This is a genomic window from Curtobacterium sp. 179-B 9B NHS (assembly GCF_045370965.1).
GTDB lineage: Bacteria > Actinomycetota > Actinomycetes > Actinomycetales > Microbacteriaceae > Curtobacterium.
Map to the genome: position 1 here is coordinate 24543 of NZ_JBIQDQ010000003.1, position 20972 is coordinate 45514.

The following is a 20972-nucleotide window of genomic DNA, read 5'->3' on the forward strand; positions in this document are numbered from 1 at the left end:
ACGGCATGGTGGGCTGTTCCTCTGGTTTGGGCGCGGCCTAGGCTGAACGGATGTCTCGCGTCTCTGACAATTTCGGTTCTATGACGGTGACTGAGTCCGGCGGGACGCCCGGGCGTCGGACGTTGCTGTCTGTCTTGCCGTTGACGACGGCGTGGGCGGGGGCCGCAGCTGTTGTCGCCGTCCCGATCGCGGGCGTTGTCGTCGGTGCCGTTGTCGAGCGTTCGACCAGTGGTTTGTCGTTCATCCCGATCATGGTTCCGGTGCTCGTGGGAGCGGCGGCGGCCACATTCGTGTTCGGGCTCGCTGCTGGAGCGTTGGCGGGTCTACCGGATTGGTTCCTGCGTCGACGTCCACTCGGCACGGTCGGCGCCGTTGCGGCCGTCGTGATCCTGACTCTGGTCGTGGCGGGCGCATCGAGCGCCGCGTTTCTGGTGGCGCCCTACTTGATCCCATGGCCGGTACTGACGCAGGTGTGCGTCGTGGCAGCAACGACAGCGATCGCGACGCTGGTGGTCGTCGCCTTGCACCGCCGACGCGAACGTCAACGACACCAGTAGACGAGCGGCGTCGCTGCTGCCCCTATTCGGCGGAACGGTGTCCGGAGGACCATCGGCTAGCGAGACAAACCCTCAAGCGACTACTGGCCCGAACCAGAGCAACACGGGTCCCAGGGCAAGCAGGACCGCACTCGCGGCCATGACTGCCTCGCTGCGCTTAGCCCCTGCTTCCTTTCGGGACCGTGCCGCTAGCGCGAGGGCGGTCCAGGTTCCGCCCCACGGTCCTACGGCCAGTAAGAAGACAATCGGGTAGAGGAAGAGGGTGCCCTCGCTGCCGGTTAGGAGCACGGGGAGCCACATGATCGCCCAAAGGATCGCGAAGCCCGCCGCAGAGCAGATCAGCAGCGCCAGCGCTGTGCTGTAACGCCCGTTGGTCGGCGACTCAGGCTGAACAAGCGTCCACATAGCATGATGCTAGCCAGACTGTCGCTGCCGCGTCGGCTATCAGACGCAGGGGGACGGGGCACAGTAGTGCCATGTCTTGGCTCGCGGCGCAAATCTTCCAGCGGAACCAAGACCGTCGCGCGCGTCAGCATGCAGCTCACAGGCTGGCTGCACCCCCGGCGCTTCACCCGATTCTGGGAGTTGGAGGTCGGTCGATTCAACTCTCGATCGCCTCGGACGTCCCTCCCGACCCTGGCGCGTTTGAACTTGCAGCCGAGCACATACACACTCTCGTGATGCAGCAAGACACTGAACGTAGCGACCTCTTACAGGCGGCGCGGTGGCTTCGTGGTCTCTGGTCCCCCGAGGCCCCCGCGTCAGTCCTCGCTCGACTCGACGACGACCTCGAGGAGCTTGGCCGCCGTCAGACGAAGGGGTATTAGTAGCCGATCGGCTACCGGGCAGGCGCGTCGGGTAATGACACGGTGAACTTGAAGCCCACGTGCGAGTCGATGAAACCGAGACGACGGTAGAAGCGGTGCGCATCGGTACGCGCAGCGTCGGAGGTCAGCTGCACCAGCGGAGTCCTGAGTTCGATCGCGGCCTGCGCGACAACCCATCGCATCAGACTCGTTCCGACGCCCGAAGACCGCTCTGTGCCGGAGACGCGGACTGCCTCGACCAGCAGCCGGGCACTGCCTCGTCGAGCCATTCCGGGGATGACCGTCAGCTGCAGCGTGCCGATGACGGCTGCGAGCTCGTCTTCCAGGACGAGCACATCATTGCTCGGGTCGCCGATGATGCGTTGCAAGGCTTCCGCATAGGCCGCCTCGTCCGCGGTGCTCCCCACGTCGCCACGCCCGGCGCTGATCGGATCGTCCGACAGGAGCCGGATGATCGGATGCAGGTCCGCGGCTGTGGCCCGTCGGAGCAGCAGCTCACGGTCGCGGGAGGGGATGGTGGCGGGGAGAGTCAATCCAGAGATCACACCGCATTGTCTCTGACGTACAAGAGTCAGGAAGCAGACCGCCACCGCAGTGAAGCGGACACGGATGAAGGATGCAGATGCGGTGCGGCGAGCAATCAACTGACGCACCTACAGCTCATCGTGACCGTCCCGATAGCCGATCGGCCACCGGACGCCGCTGGAACGATGAACGTGTGACGTTCCACACCATGACCGAGCATGACGTCGAACCCATTCGTGCTTTCCTGCGCGACGCCGACCTGACCCTTGCCGGTCTCGACGAGCCGACCGTTCACCTCTGGATCGAACAGGAGAAGCGGGGACAGTAATCGGTAGCACCGGCTTCGAGCTGAGCCGGGACGGCACCGACGCGCTGATCCGGAGCGTCGCCGTGGCACCCGACCGTCGTGCGGCCGGTGCCGGCTCGCGCCTCGCCATGTTCGCACTCGAACAAGCGGCACAGGCCGGGGCATCGTGCGCCTGGCTGTTCTCTCGACGATCGGGGCCGTTCTGGCAGAAGCTCGGCTTCACCAACGCCGACCGAGAACGCCTGGCGGCCGTGTTGCCCGAGACGCAACAGGTTTGCCTCTGACTCGGCAACACCGAACGCGGAGCCATCCAGCGCGGGCGAGGTCGGCGCGTCGCTGAGGCGTCTGCTAGCGCTGGCTGTCGGGAACTCTTGTCTCAGATGGGTGGACCGCGATCCTTCTCGGTGAAGGTGCGTCATGCGGACTCTTCGCGCGCGCTCCCCGGACCCGGGGTGGGCGACGGACCGGCGCCCCCGCGCCCACGGGAACGGCGACGAGTTGTGCGCGAAGGAAACGGGTCATGGGCGCGGCGACAGGTGTGAGTGGCGTCGCAAACTGTCGCGTCTCACCGCGTGCTTCCGCCGATTGCAGCTTCGCTGTCGCGGCACTTGTGAAGAGTTCATTGTCGCCTGGAGTAAAGCCCCGGTCGGAAGCCGTGTCTTCGAGCCGAGCTGAGAACCACTCCTGCTCCGTTCGGGGCTCGACGTGGAACCTGAGGTCCGCGCTACCGGTGCCTTGAGGTTCCCCACTCCGCGGCTTGGACTACCTATACGACACGGCCACGAACTACCACGGCCACTGCGACCAACGAGACTAAAGAGCCTGAAGACGGACCGGCTATCGGCCACGCTTGCCTTGCAAGCGAAGGAAGCCGAAGCCTCGCTATATCCGACGCGTCCGTGCGGCGAGCCGGAGTGCCTGGACGGAACGTCGGTACTGTTCCGCGCGGTGGCGGCCGTTGGCGGGAGAGGGGTGTGGCGCCGCGATGACGGGGACGAGTCGGGGGTGTTGGTCCAGGGTGAGGTGCCGCATGACTCCGTCGAGGGCGACGGTCCCGTACGTGACGATGGCGCCGAGCACGGGGAGCACCTCGAGCAGAGCTGCGAGGGCGCGTCGCCCCTCGTCGATATCCGCAGGTCCTACGCGGCCGGGGATCTCCCACGGGATGAGGTTCCAGCGGACGTACTCGATGCGTGCGAGTCCGGACTCGATGCGGGCCGCGCGGAATGCGGCCGCGGTCGGCCCCGGGTTGTCCTCGCTGCAGATCGCCGAGTGCGCTGCGGCGATGGTCTGGGGGCCGGGTGACTGCATGAGGACCAGCACGCGGCTGGACGTGCCGCCGGATCGTGGGTCGAAGCTCGGGACGAACCGCCGCGAGCCGTCGGGTGCGGTGCGCCATGTCTCCGCAAGGGCCTTCAGCGATCGAACGTCCGCGACCTCATCCGCGAATTCGTCGGGAGTGCTCATGCCGGCTGCGGCGGGGCCAGCAGGGCGCCTCGGACGACGGAGCCGTGGAAGGTGCGGACGGCGACGGTGATCCACGCGGCGACGAGGCCGACGTAGTAGACGACGGCGAGCACGGCGACGACGGTGAGTCCGGAGTGCAGGGCGAGACCGTTCAGCCCGGTGACGCAGGTACCGACGGGGAACGTGAAGGACCACCACGTCAGGCTGAACGGCAGGTGCTCGCGGGCGGTCCGGATGGTGATGGCGAGGGCGATGACGGTCCACAGCAGTGCGAAGCCGAGCATCGCGAACCCGTACACCAACGCCACGACCAGCAGTGCGTGGGCCGTGGAGGCGTCGACGACGGTGGGGGCGTTCGAGGCGAGGAGGTTCACCGCGGTGATCGACTGTCCGACCGGTCCGAGGACGATCCACAGGGTCGGCACCATGCCGGCGGCACCGACCTTGTGTTGCGCGAGACGGTTCCAGATCAGCGTAACGACGACCAGGGACGTGATGAGGCTGAGACCGAAGAAGCCGTAGCAGGACCACAGCAGCGTCTCCCGCACTTGCCCGGCGGGTGCGTACGGCAGCAGGAGCGCGCCGGTGGAGGCGGACACCATCGGCGGGACGATCGGCATCAGCCAGCCGCCGAACGCGGAATCGGGCGTGTTCTCGTGGCGGGTGAAAGCCAGGTACGGCACCAGGACCGCTGTGAGCAGTCCGCCGATGGTGCCGATGGTCCAGAGGACCCAGTCGACGGTGACGGCGGCGGGGAGGCCGATCCAGTCCTTGCCGAGGAGGATCGTGCCGGCGCCGACGGTGAGGAACGCCATGGGCGGTGCGCCGTAGAAGTGGGAGATCACCGGGTTGAGGTGGTGCTTCGCTGCGGTGCTGCGGTAGCGGACCCAGTGCAGGGCCGTCGCGATGGTGAGGGCGACGAGCAGGACCGCCGCGATCGCCCAGACGACCGTCGCCGCAGTCCGGAGCCCCGGGAACTGCAGTGGCAGCGACGCGGCTGCGACGGCGACGATCCCGGTGCCCATGATCGACGCGAACCAGTTCGGGGTCAGGTTCGACACGATCAGGCCGGGCCGCTCCAGCTCCCGGAACAACCGCCGGTCGCGCGCATCGTGCTCGGAGGCCGCGGGTGCGTGGGCGAGGTGAGCGGACATGCACCCATCGTGCGCGCGTTCCCCCTGGTTCGGGAACGGCGGACTCGTTGGCAGGGCACAATGGTTGCTTGTGGCACTGCGGCGGTTGACGGACCGGATCCTGGACCTTGACACCCTCGAGGTCCTCGTCCGCGTCGCGGAGACTGGTTCGTTGACCCGTGCAGCCGAGGTGTTGCGGGTGACACAGCAGGCGGTGTCGGCGCGCTTGCGTGCCGCGGAGCAGGCGATCGGTCAGCCGCTGGCGCACCGGACGGCGTCCGGGACCGCGCTGACCGACGCCGGCCGGGTGGTGCTCGGTCTGGCCGTCCCGGTGTTGGAGGCCTCCCGGCGGCTCGAAGCAGGGGTCGTCGCGCTCAGGGAACCGGCGGGATTCCTCGTGGTCGCAGCGTCGCAGACGATCGCCGAACTCCTGCTGCCTGGATGGTTGCTCGCCCATCGGGCTGCTGCGCCGGATGCGTCGGTGCGCCTGATCGCGGGGAACTCTGCCGCCGTGATCGACCTCATTCGTTCCGGCGCTGCCGACGTCGGGTTCACGGAGACTCCTGCTGCGCCAATCGGCCTCTCGTCGCTGGTGGTCGACGAGGACGAACTGGTGGTCGTCGTCGCGCCGCACCATCCCTGGGCAAGCGCTTCAGGTATCACCGCGGATGAGCTCGCGGAGACGCCGCTACTGCTCCGTGAGGAGGGGTCCGGCACCCGCGCCACGGTCGAGGCATGGCTTAACGATGCTGGGCTCCGCTTGGTGGCGCCAGCGGCGGTGCTGGAGACAACGGGCATCATCCGCGCCAACGTTCGAGCGGGCATCGCGCCCGCGGTGATGAGTCTCCGCACCGTCGGCAGTGACCTCGCCGAGGGTGCCCTCGTCCGGGTGCCGTTGCTCGGCTCGCCACTGATCCGGCTGCTGCGTGCGATCTGGACCGGCCAACCGGGGCCCGCCGTCTCGGCGTTCCTGGACACTGCTCGCAGCTCGAGCGCCGGTGGTCAGATCAGTCCGTAGGGCAGATCCGGGTGCTGCTCGGCGATCTCGGTGAGCCGGTTGTACTTCGCGACCCGTTCCCCGCGGGCGGGTGCACCGGACTTGATCTGCCCGGTGCCGGTCCCGACAACGAGGTCTGCGATGAATGTATCCGTGGTCTCGCCGGAACGGTGGGAGACCATGCTGGCCATCCCGATGCTGGTGGCGGTGGCGATCGCGCCGAGGGTCTGGGAGACGGTGCCGATCTGGTTCGGCTTGATCAGTGCCGCGTTCGTCAGCTGTTGCTCGCCGCCGTCGCGGATCCGTTGCGGGTCGGTGACGTAGAGGTCATCGCCGACGGTCTGGATCCGGTCGCCGAGCGCTGCCTGCATGCGGCGGAACCCGTCGTGGTCGTCTTCCGCGAACCCGTCTTCGATGCTGCGGATCGGATACGTGTCGACGAGGTGTCGGTAGTAGTCGACCAGCCCGTCCCGGTCGAGGCTGTCGTCGAGCATCCGATACGATCCGGCGCCCTGGTGGAACTCGTTCGCGGCCGGGTCGAGGGCGATCGCCACTTGGTCGACACCCGGCTCGTAGCCGGCGGCACGGATCGCAGCGACGAGCAGGTCGAGCGCTTCCTCGGGTGCAGCAATCGAAGGGGCGAAGCCACCCTCGTCGCCGAGGCCGAGGCTGCCGAACCGGTCCCGCACCAGGGCCGCGAGGGCGTGGTAGACGTCTGTGCCGATGCGGACGGCGTCGGCCATCGATGAGGCGTTGACGGGGGCGATCATGAACTCCTGGAAGTCCAGCTTGTTCGCTGCGTGGGCGCCGCCGTTGAGGACGTTGAAGTGCGGGACCGGTAGGCGCGGCGTCGACCCGGTGATCGCGGCGATCCACTGCCAGAGCGGGAGGTCCGCGGCGTGGGCGAGGGCCCGGGAGGCGGCGATGGAGGCCGCGACGACGCTGTTCGCGCCGAGCCGGCGGTACCCGGTGGTGCCGTCGAGTTCGGCGAGGGCGGCGTCGATCTGCCCGATCGCCGTCCACGAGCGGCCGGTGAGGAGCCCTGAGATGTCGGTGTCGATCAGGTGGAGCGCCTGGGTGACGTCGCGGCCGCCGAACGCGGTCCCGCCGTCACGGAGCTCGACGGCTTCGTGGGCGCCGGTGGATGCGCCGGCAGGGGCGTCGCCGGTGACGGTGCGGCCGTCGTCGAGCTCAAGGGAGACGCGGACAGTCGGGTAGCCGCGGGAGTCGAGGATGCGGGCGCCGTGGACGGCGTCGATGGTGACGGGGTGGTCGTGGTGGGTGACGTACTCGCCCTGATGGGCTCCGTGGTGGTGGATGCCGCTGATGTAGTCGTTCATGGTGACGCTCCTTCGGTTCGGGTCATGCGTCGAGCTGGCGGGTGGTTGCGGGAAGCCGCGGGGAGGCGGAGGGACGACCTGCTGGCGATCACTCGGCGCCAGTGCCTCCCCGCGGCAGTCTGTGGACCCGTGGGTCACGGGTGTCGGGTGTGGGCGTCCTGTGCGGTGCGGATGATGGCTTCGGCAGCGGCCCGGTCGGCCCACCCATTGGTGGTGACGTGCTTGCCGTGCTCGATCTCCTTGTAGTGGGCGAAGAAGTGCTCGATCTCCGCCAGCGTGTGTTCCGGCACGTCGGTGATGTCCTGCAGCTGCGCGAAGCGGTCGTCGTTGGCGGGGACGGTGAGGATCTTGTCGTCGCCGCCGTTCTCGTCGACCATGCGCAGCATCCCGACCGGGCGGACCGTTATGACGACGCCGGGGAACGTGGGACGGGGTAGGAGCACGAGGGCGTCGAGGGGGTCGCCGTCATCGCCGAGGGTGTTGTCGATGGAGCCGTAGTCCTGGGGGAACACCATGCTGGTGAACACCGCCCGGTCGAGCCGGATCCGGCCGGTGGTGTGGTCGACTTCGTACTTGTTGCCGCTGCCGCGGGGAATCTCGATCGTGACGTCGAACAGCATGGATGCCTCCGGTTCTGGAGCGGGTGTGTGGTCCGTGGGCGGGGTGGTCACAGGGTGCCGCCGAGGAGGATGCCGGCGGTCGCGGCGGCGACGGAGACGACGAGCATCCCGAGCCCGTTGACTGCGGCGGCGGTGATCCGTCCGCTGCGGGCGAGGCGGACGGTTTCGAAGCTGGCGGTGCTGAACGTGGTGTAGCCGCCCATCACCCCGGTGCCGAGGACGGCGACCGGCACCGCGCCGAGGTGGGTGGCGGCGCCGACGGTGATCCCCAGCAGCAGCGACCCGGTGATGTTGATCGTCAACGTGCCGACAGGGAGCCGGAACTCTCGGCCGGTGTTGATGAGCCCGTCGAGGAGGAACCGGCCGGCAGCGCCGGCACCGCCGCCGAGGGCGACGGCGAGGACCAGGAGCGGGCTCATGCTTCCTCCGTGCGGGGTCGGAACCAGCCGGCGACGACGAGACCGACCGCGGTCGCGATCGCGCCGGACAGGACGGTTAGGAGTGCGTAGCCGGTGCCGGCGAGGCCGTGCCCGTCGAGGAACAGGGCGGCGGTGGACTCGGCGAGGGTGCTGTAGGTGGTGAACCCGCCGAGGACCCCGGTGCCGAGGAGCAGCCGCAGCACGCGTCGGCGGCCGGCGTCGGGCCCGCGGTGCGCGAGCGCTTCCAACAGCACACCGAGGGCCAGCGCTCCGGTGATGTTGATCCAGAAGATCGACCAACTCGCCCCGCCTTGGGCGGGGAGCAGGCTACTGATGACGTCGCGGAGGGCAGTACCGGCTGCCCCACCGATGGCGACGAGGCCGACGTACCGCCACCGCAGATGCACCGGCCGCATGGTCGTTGCCGGGTCGGAGACGTCGACGTCGGGGTCGGGAGGGAGCTGGTCGTCGGGCATCGGGGTGTCCGTTCGGGTGGTCATGTTCCGCCTTCTGCCGCGATCAGCGCCGCGGCGTGCTGTGCTGCTACCGGATCGAGGAACGCCCCACCCCGAGGGACGAGAGCACCCGTCGGGGCGAGGTGGTACTGCACGGGTTGCCCGGTCGGCAGGTTGAGCTGCTCGAGCTCCGGGTCGGTGAGGTCGTCGATGCATGCGCAAAACGCACGGAGCGAGTTCCCGTGCGCGACGACGAGGACGCTCCGCACGGCCCGCAGCCTCGGCAGGAGTCGTTCCTGCAGGATGGGGCGGACCCGCTCGATGACGTCCGAGAGTGCCTCGGTGCGTCGGAGGGCGCCGTCGGGCAGGCCGTGCAGCGCGGAGCTCGACCGCAGTTCCTCCCATAGCTGCAGCGACATCGGTGGCGGTGTGCCGGTACGGGACCTGCGGAGCCGCATGTACTCGTCGTCACCGAGCCTGTAGCGGGCGTCGGTCTTCGTCATCCCGGTCAGGGCGCCGTAGTTGCGTTCGTTGAGCTGCCACACCGCTTCTGTGGGCAGCTGTGTCCCGAGGGCGTCGCAGACCAGTTCGGCGGTGCGGACGGCACGGCGCAGTGTGGAGGTGACCACGACGTCCGGCGTGATGTGGTTCGACCGGAGGAGCCATCCGGCTGCGGACGCTTGCCGTCGTCCGTGGGGCGTGAGCGGGACGTCGAGGAGCCCGGTGAAGGTGCCGGCTTCGTTCGCGGTGCTCTCCCCATGCCGCAGGAGCGTCAGCGTGCCAGTCACGGGGCTTCCGACGGGAGGAGGACGGTGGCGCCGACCGGGTCGTGCGGGACGACCAGCACCGGCCGGTGCTGCTGATGCGTCAGATGCGCGGCGACGGACCCGGTGAGCAGTTCCGCCATCCGGCGTCGGCCAGCCTGGGATCCGACGACGATCATCACCGCGTCACGTTCCTCAGCCACCGCAGCGAGTGCGTGACTCGGATCTCCGACCCGGGAGAGAATCTCGACGCCCACTGACCGCGCCGCAGCAAGACCGTGAATGACCCGCACGTCATCGTCGGGAAGCTGCTGCGGGTCGCTGTCCGCCGTGTCCGGGTCGATCGGTTCGATGATCTCCGACCCGTCCGCACGCATCCCCGCTGACAGCAGCGCCGGATCGACGACCACACACACCATCGGGGCGCTGAAGCGTTCAGCGACGGCAGCCGCGACACCGACGACGTCGTGCGCCTGCCCGGACTGCACACCGACGACGACAACACCGGCAGTGTTCGATTCGACCATGACATCTCCCTACCTCAGGCGTGCAGAAGCGCGACCAGCTGAGATAGGGACTGTTGTCGACGAGTGTCGAGGTTGGGTCCGGCAAGCCCCACTGCCGGGTCCGAAGACACCACCAGTATGCACCCACCACCCCATGCCCGCACCGACGATCTTCCGCACCTCGAGAACCGGTCCGCTTCGTGACGCGGGACGACAGGGAAAGAAGCTTGAAGGGCGACACTGAGCGGAGCTGCTCACAGCCGACGCGGACCGCCTCCGAGGGCCCAAGTGTCCGGTTGGGGATCGTCTAGTGAGACATCGTCTGCCTTGCGCGTGCGTGCTTTCACACGTTCGCGCCAATACCGAGATCGTTGCAGCGGAGCAAGGTTGAATTCCGACGAAGGAGGGTCCCGTGTTCGTGCTGCGAGGAGTTGGTGATGCGCTGGCGGCTGCTGGCTCGATGGGGTGGGAGATCCTCTGGCCCCTCGTGCTCGGCTTCACCCTGTCCGGCATCATCCAGGCGATCGTCCGTACGGATCAGATCACCAAGCTGATGCGCGACGACTCGCCACGCGCGATCAGTGTCGCGACCGGGCTTGGCGCCCTGTCATCGTCGTGCTCCTACGCCGCGGTCGCGCTCGCGCGGGCCCTGTTCCGGAAGGGTGCGAGCCTGAGCGCCGCGATGGCGTTCGAGGTTGCGTCGACGAACCTCGTTGTCGAGCTCGGGCTGATCCTGGCGTTCGTGATGGGGTGGCAGTTCACGGTCGCGGAGTTTGTCGGCGGGCCGATCATGATCATCCTCATCGCCCTCGGCTTCCGGCTCTGGATGCGCGGCAGGATCCTCGACGCCGCCCGTGAGCAGGCCGACAAGGGGCTCGCTGGGTCGATGGAGGGGCACGCGGCGATGGACATGTCGGTGCCGGGCGATCAGGGGTTCTGGCGACGGTTGTTCTCGAAGCCTGGGCTGACGAGCGTGTCGCAGTACTTCGTGATGGACTGGGCGTCCGTGCTCCGCGACATCATCATCGGTCTGCTCATCGCCGGCGCGTTCGATGCCTGGGTGCCGAAGGCTTGGCTGCAGGCGGTCTTCTTCGAGGGACATCCGACGTTGGCGTTCATCATCGACCCGATCATCGGGCCGGTGCTGGCGATGGTGAGCTTCGTCTGCTCCGTGGGGAACGTGCCCCTCGCGGCGGTGTTGTGGAACGGTGGGATCAGCTTCGGCGGGGTGGTCAGCTTCATCTTCGCGGACCTGATCATCATCCCGATCATCGTCATCTACCGGAAGTACTACGGCTGGAAGGCAGCCCTCCGGATCACCGGGATCTTCTACGGGGCGATGGTCCTCGCCGGCTACGCCGTCGAACTGCTGTTCACCCCGCTGGGCCTGATCCCTACGAACCGGCATCTGAGCATCGTGGCGACCTCTATCAGCTGGAACTACACCACCTGGCTCAACATCGTGTTCCTGCTGATCGCGTCGTTCCTGCTGGCCGTGTTCATCCGCAGCGGCTCCTGGTCGATGCTACGGATGATGAAGGGCGCACCCGACGACGGCGGCCACGACCACCCCGCACACGAACACTCACACGCCTGACCGCGCGCCGCGATCGAGTTGACTAGCGGACCGGTCAGTGGTGGCCGTGGACGACGGCGTGGCCGAGGCCGCGGCTGATCATCCACCGGTTCACGGGCGTGGTGATCACGAATGCGATCGCGAGGGAGAACAGCAGCGCCGTCCAGAACAGCCAGTCGCTGAGCTGCGCGTCCATCGCGCCGGGGATCGCAACGATGACGGTGTTGTCGATCAGCTCCATGACCGCGATCGACACGGTGTCCGCGGCGAGAGCGACCTTGAACGCAGCGCCGAGGCTCAGACCCGACTTGATGACGCCGCGCATGGTGAGGGCGTAGCCGAAGATGAACGCGAGGACGATTGACAGGACGATCGTGCCGGCGTTGTGGAAGCCGGCAGCGGTGCCGATGACCATGCCGAGGACCTCACCGATCGCGCAGCCGGTGAGGCAGTGCAGCGTCGCTTGCGCAGCCATCGACCACGTCGTCGCCCCGTGCCCGCCGCTGTGGCCGGCGTGCTCGTCTCCGCTCATCTGATGGTGCTCGTGCGTGTCCATGCTGCTCCGATCTGGCGCGGTCGACGCCAACAGTTCACATATACCCCTAGGGGGTACCATGCGCTGTAACGCGAAACTCCACGCGATGTTCCCGGTTCGGCCGGTCGCGGCGGGTTCGGTGTGAATCCGGACACCAGGTTGCCGCCGCCGTTCGGGGTACCGCACCATAGAAGCGCTCCTCCGACCCGTCTGCTCGAAAGACTGATGCTCACCACCGCCACCTCCCCGCGTCGCCGGCTGCTGTTGCAGGCCACGGCGACGCTGGCGTTGCTGCTGCTGGTCGGGTTCACGGTCCTGATGCACACGATGGCCGGGCACACCGCCGGCCACGAGCACCCGATGGCTGCTCCCGCAGCCACCGCCGAGCACAGCCACGTCGCCGCCGGCCACACCGAGCACGCGGCTCCTGCGACTGCGGTGATGACCGTCCTCACCGATGCGGGCTGCGACAGCGGCCTGTGTGCGCTGATGTGCTCGCTGATGGGGATGGCGTGCGCGCTGACGATCGCCCTGTTCACGTGGGCGCTGCTGCGCGCACGGACCGGCGGCATCCTCTACCTGCTCGCGCGGCTTCTCGCGCTGGCTGACCGGCTGCCGCGCCGCATCGCGGCACCGAAACCGCCATCACTGACGGCGTTGCAGATCATCCGCATCTGATCCGCCCCCAGCGGGATCCCACCCCCGATGGGTGGCCTCCGCATGCCCAGAACCGGGAGGCGTCCGCCTGCCCGGAACGCCTGACGCATTCACGGGAACGGAAGATCATGCACACCACCACCACGCGCACGCTCGCGATCGCTGCCGCGCTGACCCTCGGCCTCACCCTCGCAGGCTGCTCCACCAGCAATAGCGGCTCCGACGCGGGCTCGTCGTCCTCGTCGACGTCGGCGGCGTCGGCGCACAACGACCAGGACGTGATGTTCGCGCAGATGATGCTGCCGCACCACAAGCAGGCCGTCGAGATGAGCGACATGCTCCTCGCCAAGGGCTCGGGCGTCGATACCGACGTCGCTGGACTCGCGAAGCAGATCAAGGCCGAGCAGTCCCCGGAGATCAACCAGCTCACCGGTTGGCTCAAGGGTTGGGGCGAGCCGGTCGAGTCGGAGCACTCCGGGATGGGGCACTCCATGTCCGGGATGATGTCCGACTCCGACATGACCGACCTCGACAAGGCGTCCGCGAAGGACGCCGGGAAGCTCTACCTCGAGCAGATGATCCAGCACCACAAGGGCGCCGTCGACATGGCCAAGACCGAAGTCGACAAGGGCAAGAACACCGACGCCGTCGCGATGGCGAAGTCGATCGTGTCCAGCCAGACCGAGCAGATCACCCAGATGCAGGACATGCTCGCGTCCCTCTAAAGCCCCGGCGTGGGTCGCGGCGGGCTCCCCCCTTTCCTGCCGCGGCCCACGACCGGCCCGCCCTCTCCTCCCTGCTCGACTTGCGTTCGGGTCACCCCTCCCGTTTCGGCCTGCCGGCCACCACCACTCTTGGAGCCTGCCCGTGCCTCAGCAGCATCCCCTGACCCCCGCCATTCCCGCACCCCGGACGCGCCGCGAAGCCCTCGCCGCCGAACGCTCCGCCTCAGCCCCGACCGCCAGCCGCACCCGAACCGCGACGATCACTGCCGCTGCCCAGCCGGCGCTGCGGCCGCTACCGACCGTCGCGGCTGCACCCGCAACACCGGTCCGCTCACTGCGGTCACGCGTTCTCGCCGCGGTCCCGATCACTGGTGCCGCGGCCGCGATGGCGCTGTTCACCGCTGCCGCGGCGCTGCCCGCGCAGGCGACGACCGGCTCCGCCGCAGTCGTGTCCAGTGTCGCTCCTGCCGCCGCCGGGCAGAGCTTCACCGCGTCCGGGCTGGCCCTCACGGTCGACCGCGATGGGTACACGATCACCAAGCCGGCCCCGAAGCCCGTGATCACCAAGACCGCACCCGCCTCGCAGGCCGCGCCAACGGGGGCCACACCGGCCTCGACGAAACAGAGCGTTCCCACGACCACGGGCGGCACGATCGTGAACACCGGAATCGGCGACATCCGATGGCCTGTCGCCGGAACTATCACCGTCAGCTCACCGTTCGGTCCGCGAAGCGCCCCATGCGCGACCTGCTCGTCGATTCACCAGGGCGCGGACCTCACCCCCGGCGCCGGCACCCCCATCGGAGCTGTCGCTGCCGGCACTGTCCGAGTGTCGACAACGCACCCCGAGTACGGGCAGTACGTCATCATCGACCACCAGATCGACGGTCGCCTCGTGTCCACCCTGTACGCGCACATGATATTCGGCTCCTCGCCGCTTCGCCCAGGCGACACCGTCGCCGTCGGGCAACTCGTTGGCCTCGTCGGCAACACCGGCGCGAGCACCGGTGCGCACCTGCACCTGCAGGTCATGCCTGGCGGCACCACACCCATCGACCCGATCCCGTGGCTCACCGCCAACGCCGGACGCACGCTGTAGCACCTAGCCCCAGCGGTGTCCAACCAGCCATCGGCTATTAAGACGGGTGGAGGGGGCGCCCTCGTATAACAATGCGAGTCAGCGCCCACTGCCTTGTCGGAGGCCTTGGAGGTAGGCGTTGTAGTTGTCGAGCTCAGTGTCTCCATGCCGGTCGGCTTCGCGAGTGGCGCGAGCGGCTTTTCGGGAGTCCTGTCGCTGCCAACGGATGATGCTGGCGAGCAGGATGATGGCGACCGGTAGCTCGCCGTACGTCCAGACCAGACCTCCGGCGAGTTGCTGATCGCGAAGTGCGGTGGTCTCGAACTCGGCGCTCGGCGAGGCGAATGTCGCCACAAGGGGTGCGCTGCTGAACATCAGGGTGAGCCCGAATGCGGCATGGATCTGCATCTCGACGAACGCATCGACGATGCGGATGACGTACGACGTGCGCCGGGGAAGTGGGTCAACGGTTGCGAGCGGCAGCATGATCACTGTGCCAAGAGCCACGAACGTCAGTTGGAGCGCGATTCGACCTGCTTCCGTGGAGAGAAGCGCATCCGCTGCCCCGGTGAGGTAGAGCCCGAAGAGGGGCACGACGAGCAGCGGCACGACTGCCAGCGGATGCAGGATCAGCCGGGCGAACGAGGATCGGAGAACGCCGACCGCCAGCCTGAGCACACGGCGGCCGAATCCGCGACGCGGCATGCCTCGCAGGAGCACCGTTCCCGGGGAACCGAGAATCAGCAGCGGCGGGACGATCAGCAGCAGAGTCAGCTGCTGGAACATGAACGCTGAGAGCAGCTCGCGGCTGTAGGTCTGGAGGCCGGTTGTCGTCGCTGTGAACATGACCGCGCACCCGAGGATGAACACCACGGCCCGACCGAGAGCTGGGGCACGCGGTCCGCGCCGGGCGTTGACGTACAGGACGAGGTAGGTCGTCGCTAGGAGAACAGCGACGACCGCTACGGGCGACAGCGGTCCCGTCGCCCAGGACCAGAGGACGTTCGAATCGAGACGGGGCATCGTTACAGTCGCTCCTGCTGTTCAACCGGGCAGCTCCGTCGAGCTCGTTCTCGGTGAACGCTGTCGGTGAGTGGCGGTTGCATCGTTTCCTCGTCTGCGGTGGTGACGGCTGATCGCGTTGAGTCGGCGACTCAGCGGGGGGAACTGGGTCGTCGTGGCTTGGTCTCAGATCGGCATCGTGGTTCCGGAGATGAGGGCTTGCATGGCGTACATGATGCGTGTCCATACGCCGGTGACCATGGCCGCGCCGGTGAGGATGAGGATCGCGCCGCCGATGATGTTGACCGCGCGGATGTGGGTGCGTAGGAACCGGACGGTGTTCTTCGCCCAGCCCAGTCCGGCTGCGATGAGGACGAACGGGATCCCGAGGCCGAGGCAGTAGGCCAGGCCGAGGAGTGCGCCCCGGCCCGCGGTGCCCGCGTCGAGGCTGAGTGCGGTGATGGTGGCGAGGGTGGGGCCGAAGCACGGGGTCCAGCCGAGACCGAAGGTCGCGCCGAGGAGCGGTGCGCTGGTGAGTCCCGTGGGTGGCCGCCAGGACGTCCGGACGGTGCGCTGCAGTGGGCGCAGTAACCCGATGAAGGCTGCTCCCATCACGATGACGATGACGCCGAGGAGCCTGATGATGAGGTCCTGCCATTGCACGAGCCAAGTACCGAGGGCGCCGAACAGTGCACCGTAGGCGATGAACACTATGCCGAATCCGGTGACGAACAGCAGCGCGCCGATGATGGTGCGTCTGGTCGTGGATGCGGCGACGGATCCGGTGACGTAGCCGAGGTAGCCCGGCACGAGTGGCAGCACGCACGGGGATGCGAAGGAGATCAGGCCGGCGAAGAGCGCGATCGGGATCGCTGCAATCATCTGCCCGCTGAAGACGGCTTCCTGCCAGTTCATCGTTCCAGCTCCTCACGTGGGCAGGCTGCGTCGAGCGAGGTCATCGCAGCTTCTCTGACGTCGAGGTCGCCGCGTTGGTGGTGGCGGTGGTAGCTCCGCGGTGGCGGCGTTTGGACGGCGAGGTGCGTGCGTAGGTGAGGGCGAGGAGGCCGACGCCGACCGCGATGGCGATATCGGCGATGTTGCCGATGGCCAGATTGGCGTAGTTGATCATGTCGACGACGACGCCGCTGCCGAATTGGTCGCCGCGGGCGAGCCGGTCTAACAGGTTGCCGACGGCGCCGCCGAGCAGCACGCCGACTCCTGCGGTGTATTTCGGCGGGATGCCGAGGACGGTTCGGGTGAGGAGTCCGATGACGACAACGGTCGAGGCCAGCGACAGGATCCAGGTCGTGTCGCTACCGAGGGAGAACGCTGCCCCGGTGTTGAAGGCCAGCCGCAGGCCGAGCAGCTCTCCGACGAGGGGGATCGTCCGGTGCGGGTCGAGGTGCCAGAGGGCCCACTGCTTACTGATCTGGTCGAGGACCGCGATGGCGGTACCGGTGACGATGACCGCGATGAGTGTGCGCCGGGATCGCCAGCGTGATCGTTGTCGGTCAGCGCCGACGGGTGCGGGCTGCGTCATCGGCGCAGCTCGTCGTCGATGAGTGTGGACAAGGTGCCGGGTCCATCGATCGCGCCGACGATGCGAGCGGCGACGCGACCCTTGGTGTCGAGCACGATGGTGGTGGGGACAGCGTTCGGGGCTACTTCACCGGAGAGCGCCAACTGCATCCGGGCCTGATCATTGTCGAGCACGCTGGGGTAGGGGATGTTGAAGCGCCGTTCGAAGGCGTCCGCTGTGCCCTTCGCGTCGCGGACGTTCACGCCGATCATTTGCACGTTCTGGTCCTGGTAGCGATCCCAGACGGTATTGAGGTGCTTCGCTTCCGCGCGGCACGGCGGGCATGCGGCGTACCAGAAGTTGAGCACGACGACCTTGCCCTGAAGGTCGGCGGAGCGCATCGGTTCTCCGTCCGAGGAGACCTCGTCGAAGTCGATGACGGTTTTCCGGTTCGCAGTGGGCACTTGGGTGACAGTGCCGTCCCCGGAGACGTAGTTTTTCGTGCCGCCGTCACGGTATTGCGCGCTCAGACCGGTGTTGGTGTCGCTGTTGGAGGAGCAGCCGGTGAGCACGAGCGCGCTGCTGACGGCGAGCACAACGGTTGCCACGATGATCCGGGTTTGCCGGGGCCTCATTGGGCTTCCTCGAGTGCTGCGTCGACGGCGTCCTGCAGGTCGGTGTACGACTGCAGCGTGACCGGTTTGCCGTTGATGAAGAACGTCGGGGTGCTGCTCACACCGAGCTGGGTGCCGAGGTTGACGTCGTCCTGGATGAGCTTCTGCACGCTGGAGCTGTCGACGTCGCGGTCGTACTGTCGCATGTCGAGGCCGAGGTCTTCGGCGTAGCCGCGGAACCGGTCGGCCTGGGAGTCGGTGCCCCGCTCACCCCACTCGGCTTGCGTCTCGTACATCCGCTGGTACATCGGCTCGAGCTGGTTCTGGCGAGCTGCTGCTTCGACTGCGCTTGCGGAGGTGCGGGAGTTGCCGTGTCCGGGGAGCGGGAAGTAGCGGAACCCGAACGTGATCTTGCCGGCGTAGTCCTTCCGGAGCTGTTCGACGTAGGGGTAGAACGCACCGCACGCTTCGCATTCGAAGTCGAGGAACTCAACGACGGTGATCGCTCCGTCGCCTTCCTCGCCGAGTACGTGCGTCGGCGTGAGCGCTTCAGCTGTGGCCGCTGCCGTGCTGGCTGGAGTACCAGCACGGGTGTTTTCGATGTTCGCCCGGATGACGAACACGGCGATGAGGATGATGACGAGCGCTCCGGCGATGACGCCGGAGATGATGCCGATGCGGGCGCTTTTGGTCATGTGCTGGCCTTTCAATCACGCGCCGCGCGCGTTGAGGAACGGTGTCGGGGGGACGGGGGTGCCGTTCTGACGGATCTCGAAGTGGAGGTGACAGCCGGTGGACAGGCCGGCGTTACCGACTGCGGCGACGGTCTGGCCGGCGCTGACTTTCTGGCCAGCTCGCACGAGCACCCCCGAGGAGAACATGTGCGCGTAGTTGCTGGTGACGCCGCCGCCGTGGTCGATGGTGATGAGGTTGCCGTAGTCGCCATAGGGGCCCGCGTAGGTGACGGTGCCGGCAGCGACGGCGTAGAGGCCGGTGCCGCACGCGGCTCCGAAATCGTCGCCGGCGTGCAGCCGGTAGTAGTTGAGAATTGGGTGGAGGCGGTTGCCGTAGGCCTGGTACGACGAGTACGACCGGATCGGTTTCGTCCATCCGGACGACGACGCGGCCCCTGGGTTCCCGCCTGGTGCAGCCGCTGAGTCTGCAGTGCTTGGTGGGGTCTGTGCTGCGCGGGCCGCAGCTGCTGCTGCGGCGATCCGGGCAGCTTCCGCTCGGGCTGCTGCGACGCGGCGCCGTTCCGCTTCTGCGTACGCCGACTCGGTGTTGAGCGTGTGGTCCCGCAGGACTGCAAGCTGGTCGGTGAGTTCCTGCTTCCGGGATCGTTGCGCCGTCTCGGCCTCGGCAGCCTCTGTGGCGGCTGCCGTAGCGGCAGCGAAGGTGTCAGCTGCCTTCTGCTGCAACCGGTCCCGTTCGCGGCGGGCGGCGGCTGCTTGCTTGGTTAACGCCTCCGCGGTTCCGGCGCGGGTTGCCGCGTCCTCGAGCGCAGCGTTCATGGTGTCGGTCACCTTTGACGCGGTGCCGAGCCGCTCGAGGAGGGTGTCACTATCCGCGGTGATCGATGCGGTCAGGTCACGCCCGGCCGACCGGGACAGGTACGCCGACCACGCCGCGATCTGCTCCTCAGCGCCTGCTGCTTCTGAACGGGCGGTGCTGGCTTGCTTGGTGAGGGTGTCGTACTTGCCGGTTGCGGTGTCCGCTGCATCTTGCGCAGTTTGCAGCTCCTTGCCGCGGGCTGCTGCAGTCTGCTTCGCTGCGGCGGTCGCGGTTTCGAGCTGCTGCACCAGGGCAGTGATCTCCGCGGCTTTCGATTCCGCGGCCGCTTCACTCTTCCGCGCCTCGAGCACATCAGCCCATGTCGGCGCGGTCGCCGCGGCGGCGGGGACGGCTATGACAAAGCTGGCGACGGCGACAGTGAGGGCAGTCACGGCGGCGAGGACATGCCGGCGCATCACTCGGGTGCCTTCGGGCGGCGGCGAGTGAGGAGAAGAATCCCGACGATTGCCACGATGAAGAGGGCGGTCAGGCCGGCAAGGACCCAGATTCCGGCGCTGTTACTCGGGGCCGATTCCGCGCCGGAGGCGGCAGGAGTCGCCGCGGATGACGCTGCAGCTGTCGGAGTGGGGGTCTCCTGCGGGGTTGACGCGGATGGGGTGGGGGAGGGTGTGCTGCCGGTGGAGGTGAACTGGTAGCTGCCGGAGATGGGGTGACCGTCGACAGACACGCTCCGCCAGGTGACGGTGTAGGAACCGGGCGTGGTGATGGTGATCGGCTTGGTGAGGGTGCTGCCGTCCACGGTGATCTGGCCGGTGGTGACTTCTTCATCGTCCGGGTCGACGACGCTGATGATGATGCCGCTCTCCAGCGCTGCGAGCGGCGGCTCTGAGTACGTCAGGGTGATCTGGTCGAGGTCCCCGGCGACAGTACTGTCGGCGGCTGGGTTGGCGGACGCGAGGGCGTCGTGGGCTGCGGCTGGGGTTGCGGTGACGAGGACAGCGGCGAGGACCGCAACGGGAACTGCGGTGGCGATCAGAGCGCGAAGACGCACGGGGAACCTTTCCTAGAAGACACGGCCAGCGTTGGCGCGAAGCCACGTGTCCGGATTGATGGGCGTGGTGCCGTCCTGGTGCACTTCGAGGTGCAGGTGCGCGCCGGTGCTCCGGCCGGAGGAACCGACGAGACCGACCCGGTCGCCTGCGGCCACGGTCTGCCCGACCCGCAGCGGCGAGGAGCCGACGATCATGTGTGCGTAGAGGGTGGAAACCAGTCGACCGTTGATGCGGTGGTCGATGATCGCGTACTGGCCGAATTCCGAATGTCGGCCGGCGACGCGCACGGTGCCGGCAGCGACGGCACCGATCGGCGTCCCCATACCAGGCGTCAAATCCAGCCCCTGGTGGGCGCTTGAGCAGGTTGCGCATGGGGCGATCCGGTACCCGAACCCGGAGCTCATCGGCACCGGGCCGGGGAACGGCCACTGCACGTCCCCACCGCCGGTCGACGCCCCCACTGCCGGTATTCCTGACGAGCCTGCCGACGTCGCGGGGGCCGGTGCAGGGGCGGAGACCGTGAAGCTGTCGCGGGTGAGGTTCGGGTCGAGTGCTGCGGCTGCGACGGTCAGTGTCTGCGCGGGCGCCGCAGTTGCTAGTGGCATCCCGGGTGTGGCCGCGACCGCAGTCGGGCCCGGGAGGGCTGCGGACGCGAATAGCACCACCGCTGCCGCTGCCGCCGTCGCGGCTGCAGCTGACGGGACGGGACGCGCCCGACCAGCGGACGTTGCGACTGGAGCCGGCGGCGTCACAGTCCGGCGAGGGGTGCTGCGACCACCGGTTCC

General features: G+C 67.9%; 26 protein-coding genes. 8 read left to right on the plus strand and 18 right to left on the minus strand.

The window, feature by feature from the left end:
- Positions 1–50 precede the first annotated feature (50 nt).
- Positions 51–557: a hypothetical protein gene (locus ACH0A8_RS03690; protein WP_144411406.1), complete on the plus strand. Its 507-nt coding sequence runs from the start codon at positions 51–53 to the stop codon at positions 555–557.
- Between the two features lie 838 nt (positions 558–1395).
- Here ACH0A8_RS03690 and ACH0A8_RS03695 read toward each other — a convergent pair.
- Positions 1396–2037: an N-acetyltransferase family protein gene (locus tag ACH0A8_RS03695; RefSeq protein WP_406906559.1), complete on the minus strand. Its 642-nt coding sequence runs from the start codon at positions 2035–2037 to the stop codon at positions 1396–1398.
- A 65-nt stretch (positions 2038–2102) separates the two neighbouring features.
- Here ACH0A8_RS03695 and ACH0A8_RS03700 point away from each other — a divergent pair, with 65 nt between their 5' ends.
- Complete coding sequence (locus ACH0A8_RS03700) at positions 2103–2237, plus strand: hypothetical protein (RefSeq protein WP_268746761.1); 135 nt, start codon at positions 2103–2105, stop codon at positions 2235–2237.
- 20 nt (positions 2238–2257) lie between these two features.
- Complete coding sequence (locus ACH0A8_RS03705) at positions 2258–2500, plus strand: GNAT family N-acetyltransferase (protein ID WP_326998619.1); 243 nt, start codon at positions 2258–2260, stop codon at positions 2498–2500.
- A 598-nt stretch (positions 2501–3098) separates the two neighbouring features.
- On the opposite strand, the gene ACH0A8_RS03710 is transcribed toward ACH0A8_RS03705, so the two are convergent.
- A complete protein-coding gene (locus tag ACH0A8_RS03710) occupies positions 3099–3683 on the minus strand; it encodes a uracil-DNA glycosylase family protein (RefSeq protein WP_058740981.1) in 585 nt (194 codons plus the stop codon).
- Complete coding sequence (locus ACH0A8_RS03715; RefSeq protein WP_406906561.1) at positions 3680–4837, minus strand: TDT family transporter; 1158 nt, start codon at positions 4835–4837, stop codon at positions 3680–3682. Before ACH0A8_RS03715 ends, ACH0A8_RS03710 begins: the two co-directional genes overlap by 4 nt.
- 70 nt (positions 4838–4907) lie before the next feature.
- On the opposite strand from ACH0A8_RS03715, the gene ACH0A8_RS03720 reads away from it, so the two are divergent.
- Positions 4908–5834 carry a LysR family transcriptional regulator gene (locus ACH0A8_RS03720; RefSeq protein ID WP_058740983.1) on the plus strand — a complete coding sequence of 309 codons (927 nt, stop codon included), beginning with the start codon at positions 4908–4910 and terminating at the stop codon, positions 5832–5834.
- Here ACH0A8_RS03720 and eno read toward each other — a convergent pair.
- The 6 genes from eno to ACH0A8_RS03750 all read right to left on the minus strand — a co-directional run bounded on the left by eno (position 5819) and on the right by ACH0A8_RS03750 (position 9938).
- Positions 5819–7153 (minus strand): phosphopyruvate hydratase, encoded by a 1335-nt coding sequence (eno, locus tag ACH0A8_RS03725; RefSeq protein ID WP_083519810.1) that lies wholly within the window; start codon positions 7151–7153, stop codon positions 5819–5821. The genes ACH0A8_RS03720 and eno overlap by 16 nt on opposite strands.
- Positions 7154–7287: 134 nt before the next feature.
- Positions 7288–7773 carry an inorganic diphosphatase gene (locus tag ACH0A8_RS03730; RefSeq protein WP_406906563.1) on the minus strand — a complete coding sequence of 162 codons (486 nt, stop codon included), beginning with the start codon at positions 7771–7773 and terminating at the stop codon, positions 7288–7290.
- Between the two features lie 47 nt (positions 7774–7820).
- Positions 7821–8192 carry a fluoride efflux transporter FluC gene (locus ACH0A8_RS03735; protein WP_406906564.1) on the minus strand — a complete coding sequence of 124 codons (372 nt, stop codon included), beginning with the start codon at positions 8190–8192 and terminating at the stop codon, positions 7821–7823.
- The gene (locus ACH0A8_RS03740) at positions 8189–8692 is read right to left on the minus strand and encodes a CrcB family protein (RefSeq protein ID WP_251160803.1); all 504 of its coding nucleotides are present in this window, start codon (positions 8690–8692) and stop codon (positions 8189–8191) included. Before ACH0A8_RS03740 ends, ACH0A8_RS03735 begins: the two co-directional genes overlap by 4 nt.
- A complete protein-coding gene (locus ACH0A8_RS03745) occupies positions 8689–9435 on the minus strand; it encodes a 2,3-diphosphoglycerate-dependent phosphoglycerate mutase (RefSeq protein WP_251160804.1) in 747 nt (248 codons plus the stop codon). The genes ACH0A8_RS03740 and ACH0A8_RS03745 overlap by 4 nt, the downstream gene beginning before the upstream one ends.
- Positions 9432–9938 carry a universal stress protein gene (locus ACH0A8_RS03750; protein WP_175324845.1) on the minus strand — a complete coding sequence of 169 codons (507 nt, stop codon included), beginning with the start codon at positions 9936–9938 and terminating at the stop codon, positions 9432–9434. Before ACH0A8_RS03750 ends, ACH0A8_RS03745 begins: the two co-directional genes overlap by 4 nt.
- Before the next feature lie 391 nt (positions 9939–10329).
- Here ACH0A8_RS03750 and ACH0A8_RS03755 point away from each other — a divergent pair, with 391 nt between their 5' ends.
- Positions 10330–11514, plus strand: a complete 1185-nt coding sequence (locus tag ACH0A8_RS03755; RefSeq protein WP_251155648.1) for a permease — start codon at positions 10330–10332, stop codon at positions 11512–11514.
- Positions 11515–11548: 34 nt separating this feature from the next.
- Here the strand turns inward: ACH0A8_RS03755 and ACH0A8_RS03760 are convergent, their stop codons facing one another.
- Positions 11549–12025 (minus strand): DUF4396 domain-containing protein, encoded by a 477-nt coding sequence (locus ACH0A8_RS03760; RefSeq protein ID WP_251155649.1) that lies wholly within the window; start codon positions 12023–12025, stop codon positions 11549–11551.
- Positions 12026–12253: 228 nt separating this feature from the next.
- Here ACH0A8_RS03760 and ACH0A8_RS03765 point away from each other — a divergent pair, with 228 nt between their 5' ends.
- The 3 genes from ACH0A8_RS03765 to ACH0A8_RS03775 all read left to right on the plus strand — a co-directional run bounded on the left by ACH0A8_RS03765 (position 12254) and on the right by ACH0A8_RS03775 (position 14509).
- Entirely contained in the window at positions 12254–12706 is a 453-nt protein-coding gene (locus ACH0A8_RS03765; RefSeq protein ID WP_251155650.1) for a hypothetical protein, read from the plus strand.
- A gap of 107 nt (positions 12707–12813) precedes the next feature.
- Entirely contained in the window at positions 12814–13410 is a 597-nt protein-coding gene (locus tag ACH0A8_RS03770; RefSeq protein WP_251155651.1) for a DUF305 domain-containing protein, read from the plus strand.
- Positions 13411–13795: 385 nt separating this feature from the next.
- On the plus strand, positions 13796–14509 hold the full coding sequence (locus ACH0A8_RS03775; RefSeq protein WP_175325088.1) for a M23 family metallopeptidase: 714 nt from the start codon (positions 13796–13798) through the stop codon (positions 14507–14509).
- 78 nt (positions 14510–14587) lie between these two features.
- On the opposite strand, the gene ACH0A8_RS03780 is transcribed toward ACH0A8_RS03775, so the two are convergent.
- From ACH0A8_RS03780 to ACH0A8_RS03815, 8 genes are all read right to left on the minus strand, one after another.
- The gene (locus tag ACH0A8_RS03780; protein ID WP_251160807.1) at positions 14588–15511 is read right to left on the minus strand and encodes a cytochrome c oxidase assembly protein; all 924 of its coding nucleotides are present in this window, start codon (positions 15509–15511) and stop codon (positions 14588–14590) included.
- A gap of 165 nt (positions 15512–15676) precedes the next feature.
- On the minus strand, positions 15677–16405 hold the full coding sequence (locus tag ACH0A8_RS03785; protein WP_175325090.1) for a cytochrome c biogenesis CcdA family protein: 729 nt from the start codon (positions 16403–16405) through the stop codon (positions 15677–15679).
- Between the two features lie 40 nt (positions 16406–16445).
- Positions 16446–17030 carry a signal peptidase II gene (locus ACH0A8_RS03790; RefSeq protein ID WP_175325091.1) on the minus strand — a complete coding sequence of 195 codons (585 nt, stop codon included), beginning with the start codon at positions 17028–17030 and terminating at the stop codon, positions 16446–16448.
- Positions 17027–17617: a TlpA disulfide reductase family protein gene (locus ACH0A8_RS03795; protein WP_251155653.1), complete on the minus strand. Its 591-nt coding sequence runs from the start codon at positions 17615–17617 to the stop codon at positions 17027–17029. The genes ACH0A8_RS03790 and ACH0A8_RS03795 overlap by 4 nt, the downstream gene beginning before the upstream one ends.
- 23 nt (positions 17618–17640) lie before the next feature.
- Entirely contained in the window at positions 17641–18318 is a 678-nt protein-coding gene (locus tag ACH0A8_RS03800) for a thioredoxin domain-containing protein (RefSeq protein ID WP_175325093.1), read from the minus strand.
- Positions 18319–18333: 15 nt separating this feature from the next.
- Positions 18334–19566 (minus strand): M23 family metallopeptidase, encoded by a 1233-nt coding sequence (locus ACH0A8_RS03805; protein ID WP_251155654.1) that lies wholly within the window; start codon positions 19564–19566, stop codon positions 18334–18336.
- Between the two features lie 23 nt (positions 19567–19589).
- A complete protein-coding gene (locus ACH0A8_RS03810; RefSeq protein ID WP_175325095.1) occupies positions 19590–20186 on the minus strand; it encodes a copper resistance CopC family protein in 597 nt (198 codons plus the stop codon).
- 12 nt (positions 20187–20198) lie between these two features.
- Positions 20199–20648 carry a M23 family metallopeptidase gene (locus ACH0A8_RS03815; protein ID WP_175325096.1) on the minus strand — a complete coding sequence of 150 codons (450 nt, stop codon included), beginning with the start codon at positions 20646–20648 and terminating at the stop codon, positions 20199–20201.
- Positions 20649–20972: the final 324 nt, after the last annotated feature.

Excerpts from the sequence above, each read along its gene's own strand:
- ACH0A8_RS03790 (WP_175325091.1), bottom strand. The coding sequence starts at position 17,030 with ATGACGCAGCCCGCACCCGTCGGCGCTGACCGACAACGATCACGCTGG.
- eno (WP_083519810.1), bottom strand. The coding sequence starts at position 7,153 with ATGAACGACTACATCAGCGGCATCCACCACCACGGAGCCCATCAGGGC.
- ACH0A8_RS03710 (WP_058740981.1), bottom strand. The coding sequence starts at position 3,683 with ATGAGCACTCCCGACGAATTCGCGGATGAGGTCGCGGACGTTCGATCG.
- ACH0A8_RS03785 (WP_175325090.1), bottom strand. The coding sequence starts at position 16,405 with ATGAACTGGCAGGAAGCCGTCTTCAGCGGGCAGATGATTGCAGCGATC.
- ACH0A8_RS03715 (WP_406906561.1), bottom strand. The coding sequence starts at position 4,837 with ATGTCCGCTCACCTCGCCCACGCACCCGCGGCCTCCGAGCACGATGCG.
- ACH0A8_RS03765 (WP_251155650.1), top strand. The coding sequence starts at position 12,254 with ATGCTCACCACCGCCACCTCCCCGCGTCGCCGGCTGCTGTTGCAGGCC.
- ACH0A8_RS03770 (WP_251155651.1), top strand. The coding sequence starts at position 12,814 with ATGCACACCACCACCACGCGCACGCTCGCGATCGCTGCCGCGCTGACC.
- ACH0A8_RS03735 (WP_406906564.1), bottom strand. The coding sequence starts at position 8,192 with ATGAGCCCGCTCCTGGTCCTCGCCGTCGCCCTCGGCGGCGGTGCCGGC.
- ACH0A8_RS03775 (WP_175325088.1), top strand. The coding sequence starts at position 13,796 with ATGGCGCTGTTCACCGCTGCCGCGGCGCTGCCCGCGCAGGCGACGACC.
- ACH0A8_RS03780 (WP_251160807.1), bottom strand. The coding sequence starts at position 15,511 with ATGCCCCGTCTCGATTCGAACGTCCTCTGGTCCTGGGCGACGGGACCG.
- ACH0A8_RS03730 (WP_406906563.1), bottom strand. The coding sequence starts at position 7,773 with ATGCTGTTCGACGTCACGATCGAGATTCCCCGCGGCAGCGGCAACAAG.
- ACH0A8_RS03740 (WP_251160803.1), bottom strand. The coding sequence starts at position 8,692 with ATGACCACCCGAACGGACACCCCGATGCCCGACGACCAGCTCCCTCCC.
- ACH0A8_RS03690 (WP_144411406.1), top strand. The coding sequence starts at position 51 with ATGTCTCGCGTCTCTGACAATTTCGGTTCTATGACGGTGACTGAGTCC.
- ACH0A8_RS03760 (WP_251155649.1), bottom strand. The coding sequence starts at position 12,025 with ATGAGCGGAGACGAGCACGCCGGCCACAGCGGCGGGCACGGGGCGACG.
- ACH0A8_RS03800 (WP_175325093.1), bottom strand. The coding sequence starts at position 18,318 with ATGACCAAAAGCGCCCGCATCGGCATCATCTCCGGCGTCATCGCCGGA.
- ACH0A8_RS03750 (WP_175324845.1), bottom strand. The coding sequence starts at position 9,938 with ATGGTCGAATCGAACACTGCCGGTGTTGTCGTCGTCGGTGTGCAGTCC.